Source organism: Pseudomonas sp. RIT-562, from assembly GCF_026241895.1.
Taxonomy (GTDB): Bacteria; Pseudomonadota; Gammaproteobacteria; order Pseudomonadales; family Pseudomonadaceae; genus Aquipseudomonas; species Aquipseudomonas mandelii_F.
The window spans coordinates 22,789-44,119 of record NZ_JAPJIV010000011.1 but is presented as its reverse complement, the minus strand read 5'-3'; the positions used below and the strand labels follow the sequence as shown (position 1 = coordinate 44,119).

Genomic DNA, 21,331 nt, shown 5'->3' with positions numbered 1-21,331 from the left:
AAGAACCTCCATACGGACAGGCTAAAATGCGCGCCCGGCTAACCGCTGACCCTTTTCCAACGCGCCCCACAAGGTTCGCTACGTGATCGAGTTTCAAAACGTCCACAAAACCTACCGCGTCGCCGGTAAGGAAATTCCCGCCCTGCACCCGACCAGTCTGACGATTGAGAACGGCCAGGTGTTTGGCCTGATCGGGCATTCCGGCGCGGGCAAAAGTACCCTGCTGCGCCTGATCAATCGGCTGGAGAATTCCACTGGCGGCAAGATCTTCGTCGACGGTGAAGAAGTCACTGCGCTCGACGCCAACAGCCTGCGCCGCTTCCGCCAACAGGTCGGGATGATCTTCCAGCACTTCAACCTGCTGGCGTCCAAGACCGTGGCCGACAACGTTGCGCTGCCCCTGACGCTGGCCGGCGAACTGTCGCGCAGCCAGATTGACCAGCGCGTCGCTGAATTGCTGGCGCGGGTCGGGCTGTCTGACCACGCGAAAAAATACCCGGCGCAATTGTCCGGTGGGCAGAAGCAGCGAGTCGGTATCGCGCGCGCCCTGGCCACCAAACCAAAAATCCTGCTGTGCGACGAAGCCACCAGCGCCCTCGACCCGCAAACCACTGCGTCGGTCCTGCAGCTGCTGGCAGAGATCAACCGCGAGCTGAAACTGACCATCGTTCTGATCACTCACGAGATGGACGTGATTCGCCGTGTCTGCGACCAGGTGGCGGTAATGGATGCTGGCGTGATCGTCGAGCAGGGCTCGGTGGCCGAGGTGTTCCTGCATCCCAAGCACCCGACCACCAAGCGCTTTGTCCAGGAAGATGAGCAGATCGATGAGAGTGAACAGCGCGACGACTTCGCCCATGTCCCGGGCCGCATCGTGCGTCTGACATTCCAGGGCGATGCGACCTACGCACCTTTACTGGGTACCGTCGCCCGCGAAACGGGTGTGGACTACAGCATCCTCGCCGGTCGCATCGACCGCATCAAAGACGTCCCTTATGGGCAACTCACTCTGGCCGTCACCGGTGGCGACATGGAGGCGGCGTTTGCCCGCTTCACCGCAGCTGACGTTCACATGGAGGTGCTGCGCTGATGGAAGCCCTGACAAGTTTCTTCTCCAACATCGACTGGTTCGAAATCTGGTTGGCCACCGGCGATACCCTGCTGATGCTCGGTGGTTCGCTGTTGTTCACCGTGCTGTTGGGCCTGCCCCTGGGCGTGCTGTTGTTCCTGTGCAGCCCGCGCCAGCTGCTCGAAGCCAAAGGCCTGTACGCCATGCTGTCGCTGGTGGTGAACATCCTGCGTTCACTGCCCTTCATCATTCTGTTGATCGTGATGATTCCGTTCACTGTGCTGATCACCGGCACCTCCCTGGGAGTCGCCGGTGCGATTCCACCGCTGGTAGTGGGCGCCACGCCGTTCTTCGCCCGACTGGTGGAAACCGCCTTGCGGGAAGTGGATCGCGGCATCATCGAGGCGACCCAGGCCATGGGCGCGACCACTCGGCAGATCATCACCAATGCCCTGCTGCCGGAAGCCCGTCCGGGCATCTTCGCGGCGATTACGGTGACTGCGATTACACTGGTGTCCTACACGGCGATGGCCGGTGTCGTCGGCGCCGGTGGCTTGGGTGACCTGGCGATCCGTTTCGGCTACCAACGTTTCCAGACCGATGTGATGGTGGTGACAGTGGTGTTGCTGCTGGTGCTGGTCCAGGTGCTGCAAACCGTCGGCGACAAATTGGTTGTGCATTTTTCCCGCAAATAAACACTTTTCGTCTTTTACCAATGAGCCGGCCATTCGCTGGCAGGCGCCGCAAAACTGGCGCCTCACATGGAGTTAGCTGAATGAAAAAACTACTCGTCGCGTTCGCCGCCGTTGCTGCGTTCTCTGCCCAGGCCGACACCCTGACCGTCGCTGCCACCCCGGTCCCGCACGCTGAGATTCTCGAATTCATCAAGCCAGCCTTGGCCAAGGACGGCGTGGACCTGAAGGTCAAGGTCTTCACCGACTACGTCCAACCCAACGTGCAAGTGGCCGAAAAACGCCTGGACGCCAACTTCTTCCAGCACCAGCCGTACCTGGACGAGTTCAACAAGGCCAAGGGCACCAACCTGGTTGCCGTTGCCGGCGTGCATTTGGAGCCTCTGGGCGCCTACTCCAGCAAATACAAAACCTTGGCCGATCTGCCAGGCGGCGCCAATGTGGTGATTCCCAACGACGCCACCAACGGTGGCCGCGCCCTGTTGCTGCTGCAAAAGGCTGGCCTGATCAAGTTGAAAGACTCGAACAACATCCTGTCGACCGTGAAGGACATTACCGAAAACTCCAAGGACCTGAAGTTCCGCGAACTGGAAGCCGCGACCATTCCGCGCGTGCTGACCCAGGTCGACCTGGCGCTGATCAACACCAACTACGCACTGGAAGCCAAGCTCGATCCGTCCAAGGACGCGCTGGTCATCGAAGGTAACGACTCGCCTTACGTGAACATTCTGGTAGCTCGTGCGGATGACAAGGACAGCGAAGACATGAAAAAACTGGTCGCAGCCCTGCACAGCCCGGAAGTGAAAGCCTTCATCCTCGAGAAGTACAAAGGCGCGGTATTGCCAGCGTTCTAATCGGCCGAAGCAACGAAAAAGGGGCGCAAACTGCGCCCCTTTTTTCTGCCTGGAATACGGCCATTGTAGGAGTCCGGCTTGCCGGCGATGGCGACTTCAAGGCCGCCATCGCCGGCAAGCCGGGCTCCTACAGGTGCGTCATTAATCGCGTTTAAGCATCACCGGCAACTGCGCCACCAGCTTCACGTTGTTCAACGGCGCCCGAATAAACCCGCGCTGCGTGCCGTCCGGGCCGATCACCGCCAAGTTGCCGCTGTGATCAACCGTGTAGTTCGGCTTGCTGGTATCTGCCGGGATAAACGGAATGCTCACCGCGTTGGCGAATTTTTGCAGGTCTTCGATCGAGGTCGGCGTCAGGCCGATGAACTGCGGGTCGAAGTAGCCCAGGTACTGTTTGAGCTGTTTGGGTGTGTCGCGATGGGGGTCGACGCTGACCAGGATGATCTGCAGCTTGTCCCGCACATCTGCAGGCAACTCACTTTTGATCTGACGCAGCTGGGCGAGGGTGGTCGGGCAGATGTCCGGGCAGAAGGTGTAGCCGAAGAACAGCAGCGACCACTTGTCTTTCAACTCGTCGACCGCCACTGGCTTGCCATCCTGGTCGGTCATGGTCAGATCCGGCATGTTGCGGCTTTGCGGCAGCAGGATGATTCCGGCGTCGATCAGCGCAGTCGGGTCGCCCTGGCCTTTGCCGGACAGCACTTTGTTGATGGTCAGGCCCAGCACCAGTGCGATCAGGGCGACGAGGATGAAGACGGTTTTCTGAGTTCGAGTCATAGGTTCAACAGTAAGTAGTGGTCTACGAGCAGCGCGATAAACAGCAGGAACAAGTAGTAGATAGAGTACTTGAAGGTGTTGATCGCCGCGTGCGGCCGAGTGCCACGGTACAGCACCACGGCCCATTGCAGGAATCTCGCACCAAGTCCAAGGGCGCAGACCAGGTAGAGCAGGCCGCTCATGTGGATCACGTAGGGCATCAGGCTGACGGCCAGCAACGCGAAGGTGTAAAGCAGGATGTGCACCTTGGTGTAGTGCTCGCCGTGGGTGACGGGCAGCATCGGGATATCGGCCTTGGCGTATTCCTCCTTGCGGTGAATCGCCAGCGCCCAGAAATGCGGAGGGGTCCAGGCGAAGATGATCAGTACCAGCAGCAACGGTTCGGCGCTGACGTGGCCAGTCGCAGCGGTCCAGCCGAGCAGCGGAGGCGCGGCGCCAGCCAGCCCGCCGATGACGATATTTTGTGGCGTCGCGCGTTTCAGGAAGCCGGTGTAGACCACCGCGTAACCCAGCAACGAGGCCAAGGTCAGCCAGGCGGTCAATGGGTTGGTGAACGTCAGCAGCAGGGCCTGGCCGAGCACTGCCAGCGCCAGGGCGAAGGTTAGCGCGGCGGCCGGTGAAACCCGTCCTTCGGCCAGGGGCCGTTTGTGCGTGCGTGCCATGACTGCATCGATGCGCCGGTCCACCACATGGTTGACCGCCGCCGCGCCGCCGGCACACAGCGCGATCCCCAGGTTACCGAAGATCAACACCGTCCACGGCACCCCGGCGCGGGTCGCGAGGAACATGCCGACCAGCGAGGTGATCAGCATCAGCACCACCACTTTCGGCTTGGTCAGCTCCAGATAGTCACGCCAGATCGCCTGGCTGGGACGTTCGCCGATCAGAGTCGCCATGGCATCTCTCCTTTTATTGTTATGGGCCCGGCTGAGTGTTTACGCGGGGTGAACCGCCAGCGTGCAGGGAATTGCTGCTTGACCCGAACCAGGCTGGTTCGCGCGTGATAATTGACCAGTACCAACGTCAGCAACAGTGCCGCGCCGCCAGCGTTGTGTGCGACGGCCACCGGCAATGGCAAGTGGAACAGCACGTTGCTGATGCCGAGAGTGATCTGCGCAGCGAGCGCCACCAGCACCAGCCCCGCCAATCGGCTCATGCCGACCACCTTGAGCTGCCAGGCCAGACCGAGCAGGACAAGGGTCACCAGCAGCGCGCCGATACGGTGAGTGAGGTGGATCGCGGTGCGGGCATCGCTGTCCAGCTGCCCGCCCAAGTAGTTCGGGCCGATGTGCTGGGTCAGGTGAAAACCGTTGGCGAAATCAGCAGGTGGTAGCCATTGTCCATGGCAGGTTGGGAAGTCGATACAGGCCACGGCAGCATAGTTCGAGCTGACCCAGCCCCCGAGAGCGATCTGCCCGATCACCAGCAGCAAGCCGGCGGTGGCCCAGTGTTGCAGGCGTCGTGGCACGGTCAGTGCCGGCAATACTCCGGACAGGCGCAAGGTCAGCAGAAACAACAGACTCAACGTGGCAAAGCCCCCGAGCAGATGCCCGGTGACCACTTGCGGCCAGAGCTTGAGCGTCACGGTCCACATGCCGAACGCGGCCTGCGCGATGACCACCGCCAACAAAAACAGCGGCAACTTCACCGGTTGCCCGGGATGCCGACGATGCACCCAGGCACGCCCGGCCAATACCGCAATCAGCAGCCCGAGGGTGCCAGCGAAATAACGATGGATCATCTCGTTCCAGCCTTTATGGGCTTCGACGGGGGTATCCGGGAAATGCAATTCGGCATGGGCCAGCTGGGCTTCGCTTTTTGGCACGCTGATAAAACCGTAGCAGCCCGGCCAGTCCGGACAGCCGAGGCCGGCGTGGGTCAGGCGAGTGTAGGCGCCGAGCAGCACCACTATCAGTGCCAGCAGGGTCGCAAACAGCGCGAGGCGAAATCCAGGTTTGGCCATGACGATGCCCTTATCCGATGTTCGACAGTTTCAACAAATGGCGCAGGTCGTTGAGCAGGTCCTTGCCCTTGACGGTTGGGTCGTAGCGCAGCACCAGGTTGCCGTGGGGGTCGATGATCCATAGCTGCGGCACGGCCTGGTCACCGGTGGTCTTGCTGAACGTGGTCAAGTCCATGGGATAACGTTGCAGCTGTGGGTATTCGCGGGCGAGCTTGGCTTCGTACTCGCTGTTCAGCGGCTGCGCGGCGGCCAAGGCGTGAGTGGCCCGAGACGCATCGCGAGAGAGGCCGATCTGCACCTGGCGCGCCAGGTACACCAGTTGCTGGCAGTCAACCGAGCAGTCTTTGGGCGCAGTTACCAGCATTTGCCAGCGTTGCTCCTGCGCCTGCACGCCAAGGTCGGCACGGGTCTGGCCATTGCCGATGAGCTCGCCGTGATAACTGCGTCCCTCTGGCACCCAGAACTGCAGTTTGTACATGCCGGTGGCAAGGATCATCGGGCCGATTACCCCGAGCAAAATCAGCAGCAGCTGCAAACGACCCTTGCGCCGGCTCACCGGCGACTTCGCTTCAGACATGCTGGGTGGATTCATGGCCGCTCCCATGGTGTTTCTCCTTTGCGTTGTGCCAGCCGAGGTAGAGATACAGGCCGAGCAGGGCGATCGACATGGCGAACCACTGCACGGCATAAGCGATGTGTTTTTCCGGACCCATGGCAACCACCGGCCAATCAGCCTGATAGATGCCGGGGCCGGGTTCTGCACGTAATTCGTAAGGGAAGCCATCGCGCTCGAGTGCTGCCCAGAGCTTCGCCGGTTCAACCGCTGTTACCAGTTGCGGCCAGGCGGCGGTCGCGGGGTCGGCGTGGAGCTGGAAGGTCGCGCCCGGAGATACGTAGACCCAGGCGATAAGGGTCAGCGCTTCGCCAGGCGTGGCGAATTGCGCAGGGATGCGCCGGTCCGGCCATGGCAGCCAGCCGCGATTGACCAGCAGCCACTGGCCGCTGGCTCGGTCCTGAAACGGTTGCAGCAATTCGACCCCAACCTTGCCGCCGCGTTGGCGGTTATCCAGCAGCAGGCTGTGCGCCGCGTCGAACTGGCCATGCAGCACGACTCGGCGGAAGGCCGGGTCCGCTGTGTGTGGCAGTTCGGTGCTGGACATCGGTTCCGCCACCCGTCGCTCGGCATAACTGTCCAGCAGCGCGCTTTTCTCGGCGCCGCGGCTCAGTTGCCAGAAGCCGAGCGAGACCAGTAGTGGCAGCAACAGGGCTACCACCAAAGTCGGCACGAAACCCGGCCGGAAGCGCTTCATGACGTCGCCAGAAAGTCGGTAGTCGCGATAGCTATACTCAAGTGCATCGCATTTCCCCTGGAGTCTCACCATGCTCAAAGCAGCTATCGTCCTGATGCTGATTGCCACGGTTGTCAGCCTGTTCAGCGGCCTGTTTTTTCTGGTCAAGGACGACAGCAACTCGAATCGCCTCGTCATTGCCTTGAGTGTTCGTGTAGCCCTGGCCGCCATCACTGTCGGCTTGATCGCCTGGGGTTTCTTCAGCGGCCAGTTGGTTTCTCACGCACCTTGGTGAAGCGTCAAAGCACGTAAACGAAGACGAACAAACCGATCCACACCACGTCCACGAAGTGCCAATACCAGCTCGCCGCCTCGAAGCCGAACTGATGCTCGTTGTCGAAGTGCCCGCGCATCACCCGCATCAGCATCACGAAAAGGATGATCGTGCCCATGGTGACGTGGGCGCCGTGGAACCCGGTGAGCATGAAGAACGTCGCGCCGTAGATGCCCGAACCCAGGGTCAGGCCCAGTTCCTTGTAAGCGTGGATGTACTCTTCAGCCTGGAAGCCAAGAAACGCACAGCCCAGTAGCACGGTGATCGCCAACCAGATTTTCAGCGCGCCGCGATGGCCCTTTTTCAGGGCGTGGTGGGCGATGGTCACGGTCACGCTGGAGCTCACCAACAACACCGTGTTGAGCAACGGCAGGCCCCATGGGCTGATGACGTCCTTGGGTGGTGGAAAGAGTTTTGAGTCAGGGTTGTTCAGCAACGGCCAGACAAATTCGAAGTTGGGCCAGAGCATGTGAGCTATGCCTTTGGCGCCTTCTCCGCCGAGCGCGGGCCCGGAGACTTGCCGCACATAGAACAGCGCTCCGAAGAAGGCGATGAAGAACATCACTTCGGAAAAGATGAACCAGCTCATGCCCCAGCGAAACGACCGGTCCATCTGCGCGCTGTACAAGCCGCTGCGACTTTCCTTGATTACCGTACCGAACCAGCCGAACAGCATGTACGCCACCAGCAGGCCGCCGACGAAAAAGATCAGCGGGCCGTGGGATTCCGGTCGCGCTGCTTTCAGGTCGTTGAACCAGGTCGCCAGGCCGAACACGGTGACAAACATGCCGACCGTGGCAATGATCGGCCACTTGCTCTGGGCCGGTACGTAATAGTGTTCATGAGTTGCCATTTATTGTTCTCCTTATCGGGCACGCTCAGCCGCCAGTGTTTACAGCTACCGGTGGATGTCGGGCGGTGATATCGAACAGCGTGTAGGACAGCGTCAGGTGCTTCACATCCTTGGGCATGTCACGGTCAACGATGAAACGTACCGGCATCTCGATCCGTTGACCGGGCTGCAGCACTTGCTGGGTGAAGCAGAAACATTCGGTCTTGTGGAAGTACGCAGCTGCAGCGCTGGGCGCGATGCTCGGCACGGCCTGGGCGCTCATTGGGCGATCAGTCGGATTGTGCGCGATGAAAATCATCTCGTTCACCGCGCCTGGGTTGGCAGTCAATTCATCGTGCTTCGGATAAAAGTCCCAGGACATGTCGGCGGAGTTGGTGGACAGGAACTGCACCCGCACCTGGCGCGACAGGTCGACCGTCTGTTCACCTTCATACTGTCCGGACGTTTTGCCATTGATACCGAACGCCTTGCACATCACGTCGTAGATCGGCACCAGGGCAAACCCGAAGACGAACATTGCCACCACCACCAGTAACAGGCGGGTGACCAGTTTTTTCATCGAAATCGAGTCAGCCATGATCCCTGCCCTCGGCGCCGATCACTGTGGGAGCGGGCTTGCTCGCGAAGCAGGCGCTGCGGTTTAACAGGAACACCGCGTCATCGTTCTTCGCGAGCAAGCCCGCTCCCACAAAAGCTAAAGCGTTCATTTCACTTCCGGCGGCGTGGTGAAGGTGTGATACGGCGCCGGTGATGGAATGCTCCACTCCAGGCCCTCCGCGCCATCCCACGGTTTGGCCGGTGCGGGCGGGCCGCCACGAATGGTTTTGATCACGATGAACAGGAAGAACAGCTGCGTGGTGCCAAACATGAATGCGCCAATAGACGACACCATGTTGAAGTCGGCGAACTGCAGGTTGTAGTCCGGAATCCGCCGCGGCATGCCCGCCAGCCCCACGAAGTGCATCGGGAAGAAGGCCATGTTCATGCCGATGAACGAGAGCCAGAAGTGCAGCTTGCCGAGGGTTTCGTCGTACATGTGGCCGGTCCATTTCGGCAGCCAGTAGTAGGCCGAAGCGAAGATCCCGAAGATCGCCCCTGGCACCAGCACGTAGTGGAAATGCGCGACCACGAAGTAGGTGTCCTGGTACTGGAAGTCCGCCGGAGCGATGGCCAGCATCAAGCCGGAGAAGCCGCCGATAGAGAACAGGATCACGAACGCTACGGCGAACAGCATCGGCGTCTCGAAGGTCAGCGAGCCTTGCCACATGGTGCTGGCCCAGTTGAACACCTTCACCCCCGTCGGCACCGCGATCAGCAGCGTGGCGTACATGAAGAACAACTCGCCTACCAGCGGAATGCCGACCACGAACATGTGGTGCGCCCAGACGATGAACGACAGGAACGCGATGCTCGCCGTGGCGTAGACCATCGAGGTGTAGCCGAACAGCGGCTTGCGCGAGAAGGTCGGGATGATCGAGCTGACGGCGCCGAAGGCCGGCAGGATCATGATGTATACCTCAGGGTGTCCGAAGAACCAGAACACATGCTGGAACAAAACCGGGTCACCGCCGCCGGCAGCACTGAAGAAGCTGGTGCCGAAGTGGATGTCCATCAGCATCATCGTCACGCACCCGGCCAGTACCGGCATCACCGCAATCAGCAGGAAAGCGGTGATCAGCCAGGTCCAGACGAACAGCGGCATTTTCATCAACGTCATGCCAGGGGCGCGCAGGTTGAGGATGGTGGCGATCACGTTGATCGCGCCCATGATCGAACTGATCCCCATCAGGTGGATGGCGAAAATGAAGAACGTCACGCTTTCCGGTGCATAGGTTGTCGACAGCGGGGCGTAGAACGTCCAGCCGAAGTTGGGCCCGCCACCGGGGGTGAACAGGGTCGATACCAGCAGAATGAATGCGGCCGGCAACAGCCAGAAGCTGAAGTTGTTCATCCGCGGCAGAGCCATGTCCGGCGCGCCGATCATCAGCGGGATCATCCAGTTGGCGAGGCCGACGAACGCCGGCATCACCGCCCCGAAGACCATCACCAAGCCGTGCATGGTGGTCATCTGGTTGAAGAACTCCGGCTGGACGATCTGCAGGCCCGGTTGGAACAGTTCGGCGCGAATCACCATCGCGAACGAACCACCGAGCAGGAACATGGAAAACGCGAACCACAGGTACAGCGTGCCGATGTCCTTGTGGTTGGTGGTCAGCACCCAGCGCATCAGGCCTTTGGCGGGGCCGTGGGCATGGTCAGCGGCATGACCGTGGTCATCGATTACAGCGCTCATGGCCGTACTCCCGAGAACGAATGGGCTAGGCAGGCCGAGGCACGTTGCCCCGACCGGTTCCTTGGGTACGCAATAGACCGGGTCATTTGCTTTCCGCCTGTTTCAGCTCCAGCACTTCTTTAGGAGTGACCATGTCGCCTTTGTTGTTGCCCCAGGCGTTACGTTCGTAAGTCACCACCGCTGCAATGTCGACTTCCGACAGCTGTTTGCCGAACGCCGCCATGGCAGTGCCGGGTTTGCCGTGGAAGACAATGCCCAAGTGTGCGTCTTTCGGCCCGGTTGCGATTTTCGAGCCCTTGAGAGCCGGGAACATCGGCGGCAGACCCTGGCCTTCAGCCTGGTGACAGGCCACGCAAGTGGTGTGGTAGACCTTGTCACCGCGCTCTACGAGTTCTTCGAGGGTCCATTCCTTGCTCGTCAGCTCTTTGAGTTGCGCCGCTTCAGCCTTGCGTTCGCCCAACCATTTTTCGTAATCGGCCTTTTCCTTGACCTCGACTACGATCGGCATGAAGCCATGGTCTTTGCCGCACAGCTCGGCGCACTGACCGCGGTAGATGCCGGGTTTGTCGATGCGGGTCCAGGCTTCATTGACGAACCCCGGAATCGCATCGCGCTTGACCGCAAAGGCGGGTACCCACCAGGAGTGGATCACGTCGGCGGAGGTCACCAGGAAACGCACCTTGGCACCAATCGGCAGCACCAGAGGCTTGTCGACTTCGAGCAAGTAGTGCTCGCCCTTGGCTTCCTTGTTGTGGATCTGCTCGGCGGGGGTGGCCAGGTTGCTGAAGAACTCGACGTCCTGACCCAGGTATTTGTAGTGCCACTTCCACTGATAGCCCGTGACCTGGATATCGATATCCGGCTCACTGGCGTCGTACATCTTGATCAGGGTTGCAGTCGCGGGAACCGCCATGGCCACCAGGATAAGGAAGGGCACGATGGTCCAAAGGATTTCTACGGTCGTACTTTCATGAAATTTCGCGGCCACCTGCCCGGTCGAGCGGCGGTGGAGAATCATCGACCAGAACATGGCGCCGAAGACGATGATGCCGATCACTACACAGATCCAGAATATGGTCATGTGCAGGTCAAATACTGCGTGACTGATTTCAGTCGCTCCAGGCGCCATATTCACAGTCCAGGCCGCTTGCGCCTGACTGAAAATCGACCACAACAGGAGGCCCATCCAGACGTGTGGATGTCGCATCATTGCGGGTTCCCCTTATCGTTCTTGTTATCCCGCCGGCTTTCACCAGTGGCAAGGGAGCGGCTTTTCAGACTACGAACTTGATTGCCGGGCCTTGCTGCGTGTGCAGTCGGGCGTCATCAGCTAACTCCATTCCAACCCGAGTATAGACACCGACTGGGACCTCGCAATGCGATGGCGTAAAACAACCGAGACAGAGCGCACTTGCGCTCAAGGGCACGAATGGAGAAGGATGCAGACGAGTGGTGGCAAATGGATATAACTTTGATGTCTTAAGAGTGAAATAATTATGACAAATGCGTCTGAGGATTTTTCCTACGCCAGCTAAGTTATGTCTTCCCTATTTCTTTGCCTTGTTCCCTGGAGTTTTCATGAACACCGCCGCATTGCGCGAGCAGATCCAAAAAGCCCAACAGCACGAAGCCGAAACTGGCCTGCTGACTCGTCAGCTGGAAAGCAAACTGCCACATCTACACCCCTCCATCCAGCTGCCGGAGACGGATGCCAAAGGTGTGCTGACACGTTTTGTCTGCGCCTACATCGACGAGGTGCCTGACCTGCTGGACGCAGCCAACGCAGTGGCGCAGGAAGCGGGTATCGAGTCGCAGATCAAACCGGTGTTGAAAATTGCCGAGCAGTATTTCCTCCAGCCGCCCGCCATCATGGCCGGCCACATCGGGCTCGACAGCCTGCTGGATGAAGCCTATCTGGCACATCGCTTTGTCGAAGAGGTCAACGACCTGTATATCAAGCATCTCGGCCAGCCCTTGATCCCATTGGACATGACTGTTGCCAACCTGATTGCCCATCAGTTGATCGGTGAAGAGTTTGCCAACCAGCTGGATGAGGCGGTGCATCACGCGCTCGACGAACTGCTCGACGACCAGAGTTTTGCGCTGGAGTCGGTTGATGCCTATCGTGAGAAACTCAGCAGCCCGGATACTGGGGACTTCTGGAAGCGCTGGCCTTGCATGTCGCGCCGGCTGGGGTTGGGCCTGGACCTGGATCAACCAGCGGCTTGATGGCTTGACCTGCCGCCCGTGGGAGCAAGGGTTGCCCGCGATTGCGATGTGTCATTCAACAGTATCGTTGACTGATGCGCCGCCTTCGCGAGCAATCGGGCTCCTACAGGGCTATGCGCTGGATCCGACACCGCTAGTGGTACGTAAACGTCCTTCCAGTCTGCGCTTGAGCCCACGCGCTTCGATCAGCAGCTTCGAACCCTTCGCCGCATTGGCCCGTCCCCATTCTTCAAGCAGCTCCAGGCACGAGTGATCGATGTAGCTCAGGTTGTTGAGCGGCACGTGCACGGTCGCGCCTGGGGGAATGGTGCCCAGCACCTGCGTCAGCGCCGGTACCTTGAGAAAGGTCGCAGCGCCGCTCAAGCGCAACTCCATCTCGCCATCGGCAGGCAGATCGATCAGGCTGATCTTCAGGCGCGAAGCCTTCCATGCCAGCTTCGCCAGTGTCAGGCCGAAGCCGATCAACACACCCGTCAGCAAATCGGTGAAGACGATCGCCAGTGCGGTCGCCGCATAGGTGAACATCGGCATCCTGCCGTAACGCCCCAGACCGCGAAACGCCTTGATGTCCACTAGCTTGAACCCGGTGTAGACCAGAACACCCGCCAGGCTCGCTATCGGAATACTCTGCAATACACTTGAAAGCAACAACACGAACGCCAGCAACCACAGCCCGTGAAACACCGTCGACAGTCGAGTGGTCGCGCCCGCTTGCACGTTGGCAGAGCTGCGCACGATCACACCGGTCATTGGCAGCGCGCCCAGCAGGCCGCACAGCATGTTGCCGACACCTTGGGCCGACAGCTCCCGATCAAAGTCGGAACGCGGCCCGCTGTGCATGCGGTCGACTGCTGCAGCGGAGAGCAAGGTTTCGGCGCTGGCGATGAATGCCACGGCAAAGGCGGCGATCAGCACCGTCGGGTCGGCCAGGTTCAGCAAGTCCGCAGGCTTCAGCCAGTCGATCGCTTCTGCAAGGTTGGCGGGAACCTCCACTCGTTTCACCTGCAGGGCCATCAGCAGACTCGCGCCGGTCGCCAGACCTACACCCAAAAGGGCGCCGGGAATGAAGCGCAACGAATGTGGACGAAACTTTTCCCACAACCACATCACTGCAATTGTTCCCAGTCCCAGCAAGCCAGCCTGCCAGCCAACCGAGGGCAAGGCTTGTGCAACTGCAGCAGGGAAGGCGGCGAGGTTATCCAGGCCGGAGGGTTTAGGCACCGCGTCGAGCATCACGTGGACCTGTGATAACACGATCAGCACGCCAATACCGGCGAGCATGCCGTAGACCACTGCTGGTGCCGTCACCCGAAACCAGCAGCCCAGTTTCAGCCGACCGGCCACCAGTTGCAGGAATCCCGCCAGCAGCAGGATCGGCCCGAGCATGGCGATGCCGTGCTGGCGCACCAGTTCGAACACGAGTACCGCGAGCCCGGCCGCAGGACCACTGACTTGCAAGGGCGACCCGGCGAGCCAGCCTACTACCAGCCCGCCGATGATCCCGGTGATCAGGCCCTTCGCCGGTGGCAGGCCGGAAGCGATGGCGATGCCCATGCACAAGGGCAGGGCCACCAGAAATACGACCACAGAAGCGAGCAGCTCCCGTGGCAGTGCAGCTTTGAGTTGCGCAGCACGCATGTTGATTCTCCCGACATTTCTTCAGGCGTGGCAAAGCCAGGCTGCTTTTTCAGCAGCCTTGGTCTTGTCACACAGGGGTTTAGGAGGAGTTAGAAGCGCGCTTTGGGCGTCGCCACCGGGATCGGATGGCTGCCATCCAATGGCAGGAAACAACCTTTGTCCGCGTCGTAAGCTTTTATTTCGCTGGTTTCGATGTTGTAGACCCAGCCATGGATGAAGAGATGACCGTTGGCCATGCGCGAAGCCACCGAAGGATGCGTGCGCAGGTGCTGGAGCTGCGCGATCACGTTCTCTTCGGTGAGGACGTGCATGCTTTCGTTTTCATCGGCGCAGTTGCAGTTTTCATGAACCATGGTCTTGGCCACTTCTGCGTGGCGCAGCCAGGCTTTGACCGTTGGCATTTTTTCCAGGCTATCGGGGTTCAGCACTGCGCGCATGGCGCCGCAATCGGAGTGTCCGCAAATGATGATGTGCTGCACGCCGAGCGCCAACACCGCGTACTCGATTGCGGTGGATACACCGCCGTTCATTTGCCCATAAGGCGGCACCACGTTGCCGACGTTACGGGTGACGAACAGGTCGCCTGGTGCGCTCTGGGTGATCAATTCAGGAACGATGCGAGAATCGGCGCAGGCGATGAACATCGCCCGGGGACTTTGTGCCGTCGCGAGTTTCTTGAACAGTTCTTCCTGCTGGGGGAAGACGTCGTGATGAAAATGCAAGAAGCCGTCAACGATATGCTGCAGCGCTGCATCGGCCGACTCCGCCTCTGGTTGGGCGGAAGCCGACGCAGCCAGCGGCTGTTTATCCTTGTCACTCATGAATTCATCCTCTTGGGCGGAGTCAGGGAATTTTCCCGCTGTATCCGATATGAAGCCAGTGGCTGTTGAAAACATCCAGGCCAAAAAATCTCGACCCGTCAGTCACTCGATGAACAAGGTAGCCCGCGAAACTTAACTCAAACTGAATCAACCGCTCTAGAACCTGTGTTCCAGGTCACAAAAAACGTGACTGGGCTAGTGGCCAAGTGCTGTTCCAACATCTCAACCATAGGCCTATTGTCTTCAAATCAGCGACATTTGGCGACCCGGTGGACAGAAGGCATTGCAGTCCAGATCAAACCCCTCCCGACGATTCAGCCCCAGGCGCTTGATGGTTTTGGCGAAGCGCTGGGCAAGCAAGTCGGCGAAGGGCCCCTCACCGCGCATTCGTGCGCCGAATCGGCTGTCGTACAGCTCGCCACCGCGGCTTTGGCGGATCAGGCTCAGCACATGCGCAGCTCGTTGAGGATAGTGAGCGGCCAGCCATTCTTCGAACAGCGGTGCCACTTCCAGAGGCAGGCGCAACATCATGTATGCGGCACTCTGGGCGCCAGCTGCCTGCGCCTCGGTGAGCAGGCTCTCAAGTTCGCTGTCGTTGATCATCGGAATCATTGGCGAACACAGCACTCCCACCGGAATTCCGGCCTCACGCATCACCCGGATCGCTCGCAGCCGGGCTTTTGGCGCTGCGGCCCGGGGCTCGAGGATGCGCTTGAGCTCATCGTCCAGGGTGGTCAGGCTGATCATGACCGCCACCAGTCTTTGTTCGGCGAGCTCGGTCAGCAGATCAAGATCGCGAAGAATCAGCGAGCCCTTGGTGATGATGGTGACCGGATGTCGGTAGCGCAGCAGCACTTCCAGGGTTTTACGGGTGATCCTGTGTTCGCGTTCGATCGGCTGGTAAGGGTCCGTGTTGGAGCCCAGGTTGATTGGCGCGCATTGGTAGCCGCGTTTGGATAGCTGTTCTTCCAGCACGTCGGCGGCATTGGTCTTGGCGATCAGCCGGGTTTCGAAATCGAGCCCGGGCGACATGTCCCAATAGGCATGGCTGGGCCGGGCATAACAGTAGATGCAACCGTGCTCACAGCCGCGATAAGGGTTGATCGAACGGTCGAATGGAAGGTCTGGCGAGTTGTTGCGAGTGATGATGGTCTTCGCAGTTTCGAAGCGTACTTCCGTGCCTTGGGTGAGCGGCACTTCCTGATACCAACCGTCGTCCTCGGCTACCGATCGATTCGGCGCGAATCGATTGTGCGGGTTGGTGGCAGTGCCGCGGCCACGGGGTGGGAGTGGGGTAGCCATCGGAAAGGCCTCTTTAGCTGTATGTGCATACAGTATACGGCTTCGGTGTAATCGAACAGTGCCGTTCGGCGGAGTATCTCGTTCAGGTCATGTTGAGAAATACTTGGCGACTGGCGTATTTATCCCTTCTGTCAGTATTCTTTCGTGCACTGAAGTGCACACTTCTAACTTATTAAAAGGATTTAATAATGTCTTGCTACAACCAGCGCGGTATATTTCTCCAGCTGCTAAGGCCATCTGCCATAAATCCCAACGAAGTGCGAGTTTCGATGCAATTTGCATTGAAAGAAGAGGGTTATGATCCGGTCAGGCGTGAGGCAGTCTGTTCATTGCTGGACTCCACCTGCCGCGAGGCGGTGTCGAATGATGGCGGTTTAACTTTCTCGATGGACCCGGTTCTCAACGACTATGACGGTAACGGTACTATCGACCCGCAGGACAAGGCGGTTTTACTGGCATTGGCTAAAGCGTACTCAAAAATCGTTAATCCCTGATATAAGAATTATGATCTTGTTACTGTCCTCCAATAGTATCTAGCGATTCCCTGACTTTGGCGCGGTAGTTTAGCGCCTTTTTTTATTTGAAAGTTTTTAATGGTTTTTTTATAAGTGAATACCACCCTCCCACATTCAGGGGGAAGGTGGTGCAGATGTTTGCCAGGGAGCATCCGTTTAGTTGGGAGGCGTCACTGGCGTGTTGAAAAAACTGTCCGGGAGCGGCTGTCCGAGGAACTCTTCCAAGGCGACCAGCAGCGAGCGCGAATCACCCGGTGAAAAAAACGCTTCGCGAAATTCCCTTCCTGTTTGCGGGTTGAACACCCAATCTTTCTGAAACCGTTCAAATACCTCCGTCGCCAGTACGCCCGACCATTTATAGGCGTAAACCGAAGCCGCGTACCCCGTCACCATGTAGTCGAAGCTGTTGGCGAACCGACAGTAGGACGGCAGTTGCATTTGGGGAATCTCGCCCTGCACGGCGTCGAAGATTTGCTCGACACTGCGCCCATCACCTTGGCTCCTGTGCAATTCGAAGTCGAACAGTGCTGCCATTAACAGCTCAGCAGTTTGCCGACTGGTTTGGGTGTGAATGGCTGCCAGAGCTGCGTCGACGCGCTCTTCGGTCAGGCGCTCACCTGTGTGATGGTGAGCGGCCAACCACAGTAGAAAATCTCTTGATAAGCACCAAAGCTCGAACAATTGTCCGGTGAACTCCGCCGTATCGCGTCCCAGTTGGGTAATACCGGACAGGTGATGGTGAGGCGAGCGGGTCAATACGTGCTGCAGGCAATGGCCGAACTCGTGGAATAAAACGCGCAAGTCCTTCTGGGCCAGAAGGCAAGGAGTACCGGCATTCCCAGGTGTGAAGTTGCCATAAAGCACAGCGATCGGCAGTGTCAATCGACCTTCAGCGTCTAACCGCCGATTGCTTGGCGTAGCCGTCCAGGCATAGTCCGGCGCTTCATCCCGATGAAAAGGGTCGAGGTAAATATACCCAATCACCGAGCCATGTTCGCAGACTTGAAACAGTCGCACGCTGTGATGCCAGCGACTGAAGACCTTCTGTTCGACGATCTGGATGCCAAACATGTGCTCGCTGAACAGGCAGAGTCGCTGCAATGTCCCATCCAGCGGAAAATACGCCCGAAGGTTCTTCAGCGCCCCACCGATTTTTCGCTGGCGTAATTGTTCGCAGAGAAACTCAAGATCCCACGGTTGGACCTCTGTCAGGCCGCGCTCGAGAGCAAACGCGTTCAACTCATCGGCATCCTTTTCAATGGCCGGCGTCGTCAGCATGATTTGCTGCCGCAGGAAGCCTGTGACTTGCGCAGTGGATTCGGCCATCTCCGTTGCGAGGCTGAGTTGCGCGAAGTTCTCAAATCCCAGCAACCTGGCTTTCTGGTGACGCAGAGACAACAACAACTCCAGCACCGGACCATTATCGAACTGACCGGCATGAGGACCTTGATCAGAGGCTCGCGTGAAGTAAGCGATAAAGTATTCTTCGCGTAGCGATCGATCTTCGGCATACGCCATCACTCGGCTCCAGGTGTCCTGATCCAGACGCATCAGCCAACCTTCGTGCCCCGCCTGTCGCGCGTTGAGCGCCAGGCGCTCCAGTGTCGCCGCAGACAAACCACGCAGTTGGGTGACATCGTCGACGCGTTTGCTCCAGGCTGCACTGGCACTGTCCAGATTGCTCAGAAACAGGTTCCGCAGCACATCGATATTCCGGTTCAGGCGGGCGAGTAACTGTCGTTGTTCGTTGGGCAAACCTATGCCGGCCAAGCGAAACCTGCGCAAAATCTTGTTCAAAACTGCTTTGCGCGGCTCATCATAATTCAGCGCAGGCGGACTCTCTGCCAGTCGTTGATAAGCGCTGAACAGGGCGTGATTAGCCAATGTTTCAGGCATGTACTGCGCAACGGCATCGCTGCATTTTTCGCTCTCCTCCTCCCAAGCCTCATCCTCTTGCTTCACCAATGAGAGAATCTGGATGATGCTCATGGCCTCGTCCAGGCGCGCATTTATTTCGTCCACGGCGGGTACGAGATCGTCCCAGTTCGGGGTCGCTGATTGACTGGCGATAATTTCGGCTATGGCTTGGCGGTTATCGGCAATCAGGGAGTCGATGGCGGGAGCCAGGTGCTCGGCACGGATGTCCGTCCACGGCGGCAGGTTCCCGCGTTGCAGTAGTGGATTGGTATCAAACATGGCTTCTTCCTTGAGTTGGGCTGAAGGGTTCAGCCTAAGGACGAAGCGCAGGAGAAGGGTGGTAAATAGATACCACCTTCCACCCGGTCGAGCAGCGGAAGGTGGTACTTACTCAGTGTTATTCGTCAGCTTTTTTCTTTAGTTTCGGGTTGGGGAAAAACTGCACAGCCTGAACTTTCGCGTCCGCGACCTTCAGTGCTGAAGTATTCACCCGAGTGCCCAATTCCTTGGGCACCGACAAGCCTTGTTCATTGAGTGTGTCGGCATAACCGCAGGCCACACATTCCCGATGCGGAACGTCGTTTTCGCTCCACATCATCAACTTATCCGGCTCGCTGCATGCCGGACAAACTGCTCCGGCAATAAAGCGTCTTTTGGTAATCACAGGCCCCTCGCTCATGCTGCCGCGTCCTCACTCAGGCCGCTGTGGCGCAAGAGTGCGTCAATCGATGGCGCACGGCCACGGAAGTCGACGAACAGCACCATCGGCTCCTGAGAGCCGCCGCGAGCCAGGATCGCTTCGCGAAAGGCGCGACCGGTTTGTTCATTGAGGACGCCGTCTTCTTCAAACTTCGAGAACGCGTCTGCGGACAACACTTCTGCCCATTTGTAGCTGTAGTAACCCGCCGCATACCCGCCGGCAAAGATGTGCGCGAAGCTGTTGGGGAAACGGTTGTAGGCCGGTGGGCGCATTACCGAAACCTCGTCACGCACGCCTTCGAGCACTTGCAGCACGCTGCGGCCATCGCCGTGGGTGGCGTGGAGTTCGAAGTCGAACAGCGAGAATTCGAGTTGGCGGACCATCATCAGCCCGGACTGGAAGTTTTTCGCTGCGAGCATTTTTTCCAGCAGGTCCTGAGGCAGCGGTTCGCCGGTTTCGTAGTGACCGGAAATCAGCGCCAGACCTTCTGGTTCCCAGCACCAGTTTTCCATGAACTGGCTAGGCAGTTCGACCGCATCCCAGGCTACGCCGTTGATGCCGGATACGCCTGCGTGTTCCACACGGGTGAGCAGGTGGTGCAGGCCGTGACCGAATTCGTGGAACAGCGTGGTCACTTCATCGTGGGTCAACAGCGCCGGCTTGCCGCTGTCGGCTGGGGTGAAGTTGCACACCAGGTTGGCCACCGGGTTCTGCAGCAAACCTTCAGCAGTGCGGCGACGATCGCGAGCGCCGTCCATCCAGGCGCCGCCGCGCTTGTTGGCGCGGGCGTACAGGTCGAAGAAGAATCGGCCCACGTGCTGACCATTTTCCTTGATCTCGAACAGACGGACATCCGGGTGCCAGGTGTCGAAGCCTTTCTGCTCGGCGATCTCGATGCCGTACAGACGCTGAACAATGGCGAACAGGCCGCTGAGTACCTTGTCGATCGGGAAATAGGCACGCAGTGTTTCCTGGGCAACGCTGTAACGCTGTTCGCGCAGTTTTTCCCCGTAGAAACCACTGTCCCAGCTTTGCAGGTCCGGGCAGCCTTGCTCGGCGGCGTAGGCCTTGAGCTGTTCGAGGTCTTGGGCTGCGAACGGCTTGCTGCGTTTGGCAAGGTCGCGCAGGAAGCTGATGACCTGGTCGCTGGACTCGGCCATCTTGGTGGCCAGGCTCAACTCCGAAAAGCTGGCGAAGCCCAGCAGTTTGGCGAGCTCCTGGCGCAGGTCGAGAATTTCTTCCATCACCGGGCCGTTATCGTTCTGCCCGGCATTTGGCCCCTGGTCCGACGCACGGGTGCAGTAGGCGGCGTAGACTTCTTCGCGCAGGGCGCGGTCATGGGCATACGTCATTACCGCGTAGTAACTCGGGAATTCCAGGGAGATCAGCCACCCATCCAGCCCTTTGGCCTGGGCAGCAGCAGCCATTTGCGCCTTGGCGGAATCGGTCAGGCCAGCAAGGTTGGCCTCATCGGTAACGTGCTTGGTCCACGCCTGCGTGGCATCGAGCAATTGATTGGAGAAGCGGCTACCCAGCTCCGATAACTTGCTCTGCACATCGGCGTAACGCTTCTGCTCGGCTTCCGGCAGATCGATACCCGACAGGCGGAAGTCGCGCAGGGAGTGTTCCAGGATAGTTTTCTGTGCAACGTCGAATCCGGCAGCTTCCGGGCTGTTGGCCAAGGCTTCGAAGGCCTGGAACAGCTCGCGATTCTGGCCCATCTCGGTGGAATAGGCGCTAAGGGCTGGCAGGCAGGATTCGTAAGCTTCGCGCAATTCAGCGCTGTTGCACACGGCATTCAAATGGCTGACCGGGCTCCAGGCGGCGCCCAGGCGGTCGTTCAGTTCGTCCATCGCCAATACCAGGCCGGCCCAGGTCGGTTGTTTGCCCTGGGTCTTGAGGATCTCGATAATGGCTGCGCGGTTATCCGCGAGTATCTGTTCGATGGCCGGTTGCACGTGCTCGGCACGGATCGCGGAGAACGGCGGCAGGTCATAGGACTGCAAAAGAGGGTTGTTCACGCTCACGGTTGGCACCTTGGCTGGAAGAAACATTGCCCCATCTTAATTACAATCGACGCCGACC

General features: G+C 59.1%; 22 protein-coding genes. 6 read left to right on the top strand and 16 right to left on the bottom strand.

The window, feature by feature from the left end; all coding sequences use genetic code 11:
• The first annotated feature begins 82 nt into the window (after positions 1-82).
• The 3 genes from ORL50_RS15210 (at position 83) to ORL50_RS15200 (ending at position 2,615) form a co-directional block, all read left to right on the top strand.
• Positions 83-1,090: a methionine ABC transporter ATP-binding protein gene (locus ORL50_RS15210; RefSeq protein ID WP_266016270.1), complete on the top strand. Its 1,008-nt coding sequence runs from the start codon at positions 83-85 to the stop codon at positions 1,088-1,090.
• On the top strand, positions 1,090-1,764 hold the full coding sequence (locus ORL50_RS15205) for a methionine ABC transporter permease (protein WP_266016269.1): 675 nt from the start codon (positions 1,090-1,092) through the stop codon (positions 1,762-1,764). Before ORL50_RS15210 ends, ORL50_RS15205 begins: the two co-directional genes overlap by 1 nt.
• 80 nt (positions 1,765-1,844) lie before the next feature.
• Positions 1,845-2,615 (top strand): MetQ/NlpA family ABC transporter substrate-binding protein, encoded by a 771-nt coding sequence (locus tag ORL50_RS15200; RefSeq protein ID WP_266016268.1) that lies wholly within the window; start codon positions 1,845-1,847, stop codon positions 2,613-2,615.
• 141 nt (positions 2,616-2,756) lie between these two features.
• Here the strand turns inward: ORL50_RS15200 and ORL50_RS15195 are convergent, their stop codons facing one another.
• The 5 genes from ORL50_RS15195 to ORL50_RS15175 are packed head-to-tail and all read right to left on the bottom strand — an operon-like array spanning position 2,757 to position 6,665.
• Positions 2,757-3,392: an SCO family protein gene (locus tag ORL50_RS15195; protein ID WP_266016267.1), complete on the bottom strand. Its 636-nt coding sequence runs from the start codon at positions 3,390-3,392 to the stop codon at positions 2,757-2,759.
• Positions 3,389-4,288, bottom strand: a complete 900-nt coding sequence (cyoE, locus tag ORL50_RS15190) for a heme o synthase (RefSeq protein WP_266016266.1) — start codon at positions 4,286-4,288, stop codon at positions 3,389-3,391. The genes ORL50_RS15195 and cyoE overlap by 4 nt, the downstream gene beginning before the upstream one ends.
• Positions 4,276-5,355: a COX15/CtaA family protein gene (locus ORL50_RS15185; RefSeq protein WP_266016265.1), complete on the bottom strand. Its 1,080-nt coding sequence runs from the start codon at positions 5,353-5,355 to the stop codon at positions 4,276-4,278. The genes cyoE and ORL50_RS15185 overlap by 13 nt, the downstream gene beginning before the upstream one ends.
• A gap of 10 nt (positions 5,356-5,365) precedes the next feature.
• On the bottom strand, positions 5,366-5,959 hold the full coding sequence (locus tag ORL50_RS15180; RefSeq protein ID WP_266016264.1) for a PA_0111/PP_0108 family redox-active disulfide protein: 594 nt from the start codon (positions 5,957-5,959) through the stop codon (positions 5,366-5,368).
• Positions 5,925-6,665, bottom strand: a complete 741-nt coding sequence (locus ORL50_RS15175; protein ID WP_266016263.1) for an SURF1 family protein — start codon at positions 6,663-6,665, stop codon at positions 5,925-5,927. The genes ORL50_RS15180 and ORL50_RS15175 overlap by 35 nt, the downstream gene beginning before the upstream one ends.
• Before the next feature lie 70 nt (positions 6,666-6,735).
• Here ORL50_RS15175 and ORL50_RS15170 point away from each other — a divergent pair, with 70 nt between their 5' ends.
• A complete protein-coding gene (locus ORL50_RS15170; RefSeq protein WP_266016262.1) occupies positions 6,736-6,939 on the top strand; it encodes a twin transmembrane helix small protein in 204 nt (67 codons plus the stop codon).
• Positions 6,940-6,943: 4 nt separating this feature from the next.
• Here ORL50_RS15170 and ORL50_RS15165 read toward each other — a convergent pair whose 3' ends face one another.
• The 5 genes from ORL50_RS15165 to coxB form a co-directional block, all read right to left on the bottom strand.
• Entirely contained in the window at positions 6,944-7,831 is an 888-nt protein-coding gene (locus tag ORL50_RS15165; RefSeq protein WP_266016261.1) for a cytochrome c oxidase subunit 3, read from the bottom strand.
• A gap of 25 nt (positions 7,832-7,856) precedes the next feature.
• Positions 7,857-8,408, bottom strand: coding sequence for a cytochrome c oxidase assembly protein (locus ORL50_RS15160; RefSeq protein WP_266016260.1), 552 nt, complete (start codon positions 8,406-8,408; stop codon positions 7,857-7,859).
• On the bottom strand, positions 8,401-8,538 hold the full coding sequence (locus ORL50_RS15155; protein ID WP_266016259.1) for a hypothetical protein: 138 nt from the start codon (positions 8,536-8,538) through the stop codon (positions 8,401-8,403). The genes ORL50_RS15160 and ORL50_RS15155 overlap by 8 nt, the downstream gene beginning before the upstream one ends.
• Positions 8,535-10,124: a cytochrome c oxidase subunit I gene (gene ctaD / locus ORL50_RS15150; protein ID WP_266016258.1), complete on the bottom strand. Its 1,590-nt coding sequence runs from the start codon at positions 10,122-10,124 to the stop codon at positions 8,535-8,537. Before ctaD ends, ORL50_RS15155 begins: the two co-directional genes overlap by 4 nt.
• 82 nt (positions 10,125-10,206) lie before the next feature.
• A complete protein-coding gene (gene coxB, locus ORL50_RS15145; protein ID WP_266016257.1) occupies positions 10,207-11,334 on the bottom strand; it encodes a cytochrome c oxidase subunit II in 1,128 nt (375 codons plus the stop codon).
• Positions 11,335-11,702: 368 nt separating this feature from the next.
• Between coxB and ORL50_RS15140 the strand changes: the two genes are divergently transcribed.
• Entirely contained in the window at positions 11,703-12,353 is a 651-nt protein-coding gene (locus ORL50_RS15140) for a hypothetical protein (protein WP_266016256.1), read from the top strand.
• Positions 12,354-12,464: 111 nt separating this feature from the next.
• Here ORL50_RS15140 and ORL50_RS15135 read toward each other — a convergent pair whose 3' ends face one another.
• The 3 genes from ORL50_RS15135 to ORL50_RS15125 form a co-directional block, all read right to left on the bottom strand.
• Positions 12,465-13,991 (bottom strand): SulP family inorganic anion transporter, encoded by a 1,527-nt coding sequence (locus ORL50_RS15135; protein WP_266016255.1) that lies wholly within the window; start codon positions 13,989-13,991, stop codon positions 12,465-12,467.
• 89 nt (positions 13,992-14,080) lie between these two features.
• Positions 14,081-14,812, bottom strand: a complete 732-nt coding sequence (locus ORL50_RS15130; protein WP_266016254.1) for a carbonic anhydrase — start codon at positions 14,810-14,812, stop codon at positions 14,081-14,083.
• 243 nt (positions 14,813-15,055) lie between these two features.
• Positions 15,056-16,114 (bottom strand): PA0069 family radical SAM protein, encoded by a 1,059-nt coding sequence (locus tag ORL50_RS15125; RefSeq protein WP_266016253.1) that lies wholly within the window; start codon positions 16,112-16,114, stop codon positions 15,056-15,058.
• Between the two features lie 188 nt (positions 16,115-16,302).
• Between ORL50_RS15125 and ORL50_RS15120 the strand changes: the two genes are divergently transcribed.
• The gene (locus tag ORL50_RS15120; protein WP_266016252.1) at positions 16,303-16,608 is read left to right on the top strand and encodes a hypothetical protein; all 306 of its coding nucleotides are present in this window, start codon (positions 16,303-16,305) and stop codon (positions 16,606-16,608) included.
• Between the two features lie 177 nt (positions 16,609-16,785).
• Here ORL50_RS15120 and ORL50_RS15115 read toward each other — a convergent pair whose 3' ends face one another.
• The 3 genes from ORL50_RS15115 to prlC form a co-directional block, all read right to left on the bottom strand.
• Positions 16,786-18,825, bottom strand: a complete 2,040-nt coding sequence (locus ORL50_RS15115) for a M3 family metallopeptidase (protein ID WP_266016251.1) — start codon at positions 18,823-18,825, stop codon at positions 16,786-16,788.
• Positions 18,826-18,943: 118 nt separating this feature from the next.
• On the bottom strand, positions 18,944-19,225 hold the full coding sequence (locus ORL50_RS15110; RefSeq protein WP_266016250.1) for a YheV family putative zinc ribbon protein: 282 nt from the start codon (positions 19,223-19,225) through the stop codon (positions 18,944-18,946).
• Positions 19,222-21,300, bottom strand: a complete 2,079-nt coding sequence (prlC, locus tag ORL50_RS15105; RefSeq protein ID WP_266016249.1) for an oligopeptidase A — start codon at positions 21,298-21,300, stop codon at positions 19,222-19,224. The genes ORL50_RS15110 and prlC overlap by 4 nt, the downstream gene beginning before the upstream one ends.
• Positions 21,301-21,331: the final 31 nt, after the last annotated feature.

Bases quoted from the DNA above. Each gene is read 5' to 3' on its own strand.
- ORL50_RS15205 (WP_266016269.1), top strand. From the start codon at position 1,090: ATGGAAGCCCTGACAAGTTTCTTCTCCAACATCGACTGGTTCGAAATC.
- ORL50_RS15200 (WP_266016268.1), top strand. From the start codon at position 1,845: ATGAAAAAACTACTCGTCGCGTTCGCCGCCGTTGCTGCGTTCTCTGCC.
- ORL50_RS15195 (WP_266016267.1), bottom strand. From the start codon at position 3,392: ATGACTCGAACTCAGAAAACCGTCTTCATCCTCGTCGCCCTGATCGCA.
- cyoE (WP_266016266.1), bottom strand. From the start codon at position 4,288: ATGGCGACTCTGATCGGCGAACGTCCCAGCCAGGCGATCTGGCGTGAC.
- ORL50_RS15185 (WP_266016265.1), bottom strand. From the start codon at position 5,355: ATGGCCAAACCTGGATTTCGCCTCGCGCTGTTTGCGACCCTGCTGGCA.
- ORL50_RS15180 (WP_266016264.1), bottom strand. From the start codon at position 5,959: ATGGGAGCGGCCATGAATCCACCCAGCATGTCTGAAGCGAAGTCGCCG.
- ORL50_RS15175 (WP_266016263.1), bottom strand. From the start codon at position 6,665: ATGAAGCGCTTCCGGCCGGGTTTCGTGCCGACTTTGGTGGTAGCCCTG.
- ORL50_RS15170 (WP_266016262.1), top strand. From the start codon at position 6,736: ATGCTCAAAGCAGCTATCGTCCTGATGCTGATTGCCACGGTTGTCAGC.
- ORL50_RS15165 (WP_266016261.1), bottom strand. From the start codon at position 7,831: ATGGCAACTCATGAACACTATTACGTACCGGCCCAGAGCAAGTGGCCG.
- ORL50_RS15160 (WP_266016260.1), bottom strand. From the start codon at position 8,408: ATGGCTGACTCGATTTCGATGAAAAAACTGGTCACCCGCCTGTTACTG.
- ORL50_RS15155 (WP_266016259.1), bottom strand. From the start codon at position 8,538: ATGAACGCTTTAGCTTTTGTGGGAGCGGGCTTGCTCGCGAAGAACGAT.
- ctaD (WP_266016258.1), bottom strand. From the start codon at position 10,124: ATGAGCGCTGTAATCGATGACCACGGTCATGCCGCTGACCATGCCCAC.
- coxB (WP_266016257.1), bottom strand. From the start codon at position 11,334: ATGATGCGACATCCACACGTCTGGATGGGCCTCCTGTTGTGGTCGATT.
- ORL50_RS15140 (WP_266016256.1), top strand. From the start codon at position 11,703: ATGAACACCGCCGCATTGCGCGAGCAGATCCAAAAAGCCCAACAGCAC.
- ORL50_RS15135 (WP_266016255.1), bottom strand. From the start codon at position 13,991: ATGCGTGCTGCGCAACTCAAAGCTGCACTGCCACGGGAGCTGCTCGCT.
- ORL50_RS15130 (WP_266016254.1), bottom strand. From the start codon at position 14,812: ATGAGTGACAAGGATAAACAGCCGCTGGCTGCGTCGGCTTCCGCCCAA.
- ORL50_RS15125 (WP_266016253.1), bottom strand. From the start codon at position 16,114: ATGGCTACCCCACTCCCACCCCGTGGCCGCGGCACTGCCACCAACCCG.
- ORL50_RS15120 (WP_266016252.1), top strand. From the start codon at position 16,303: ATGTCTTGCTACAACCAGCGCGGTATATTTCTCCAGCTGCTAAGGCCA.
- ORL50_RS15115 (WP_266016251.1), bottom strand. From the start codon at position 18,825: ATGTTTGATACCAATCCACTACTGCAACGCGGGAACCTGCCGCCGTGG.
- ORL50_RS15110 (WP_266016250.1), bottom strand. From the start codon at position 19,225: ATGAGCGAGGGGCCTGTGATTACCAAAAGACGCTTTATTGCCGGAGCA.
- prlC (WP_266016249.1), bottom strand. From the start codon at position 21,300: ATGTTTCTTCCAGCCAAGGTGCCAACCGTGAGCGTGAACAACCCTCTT.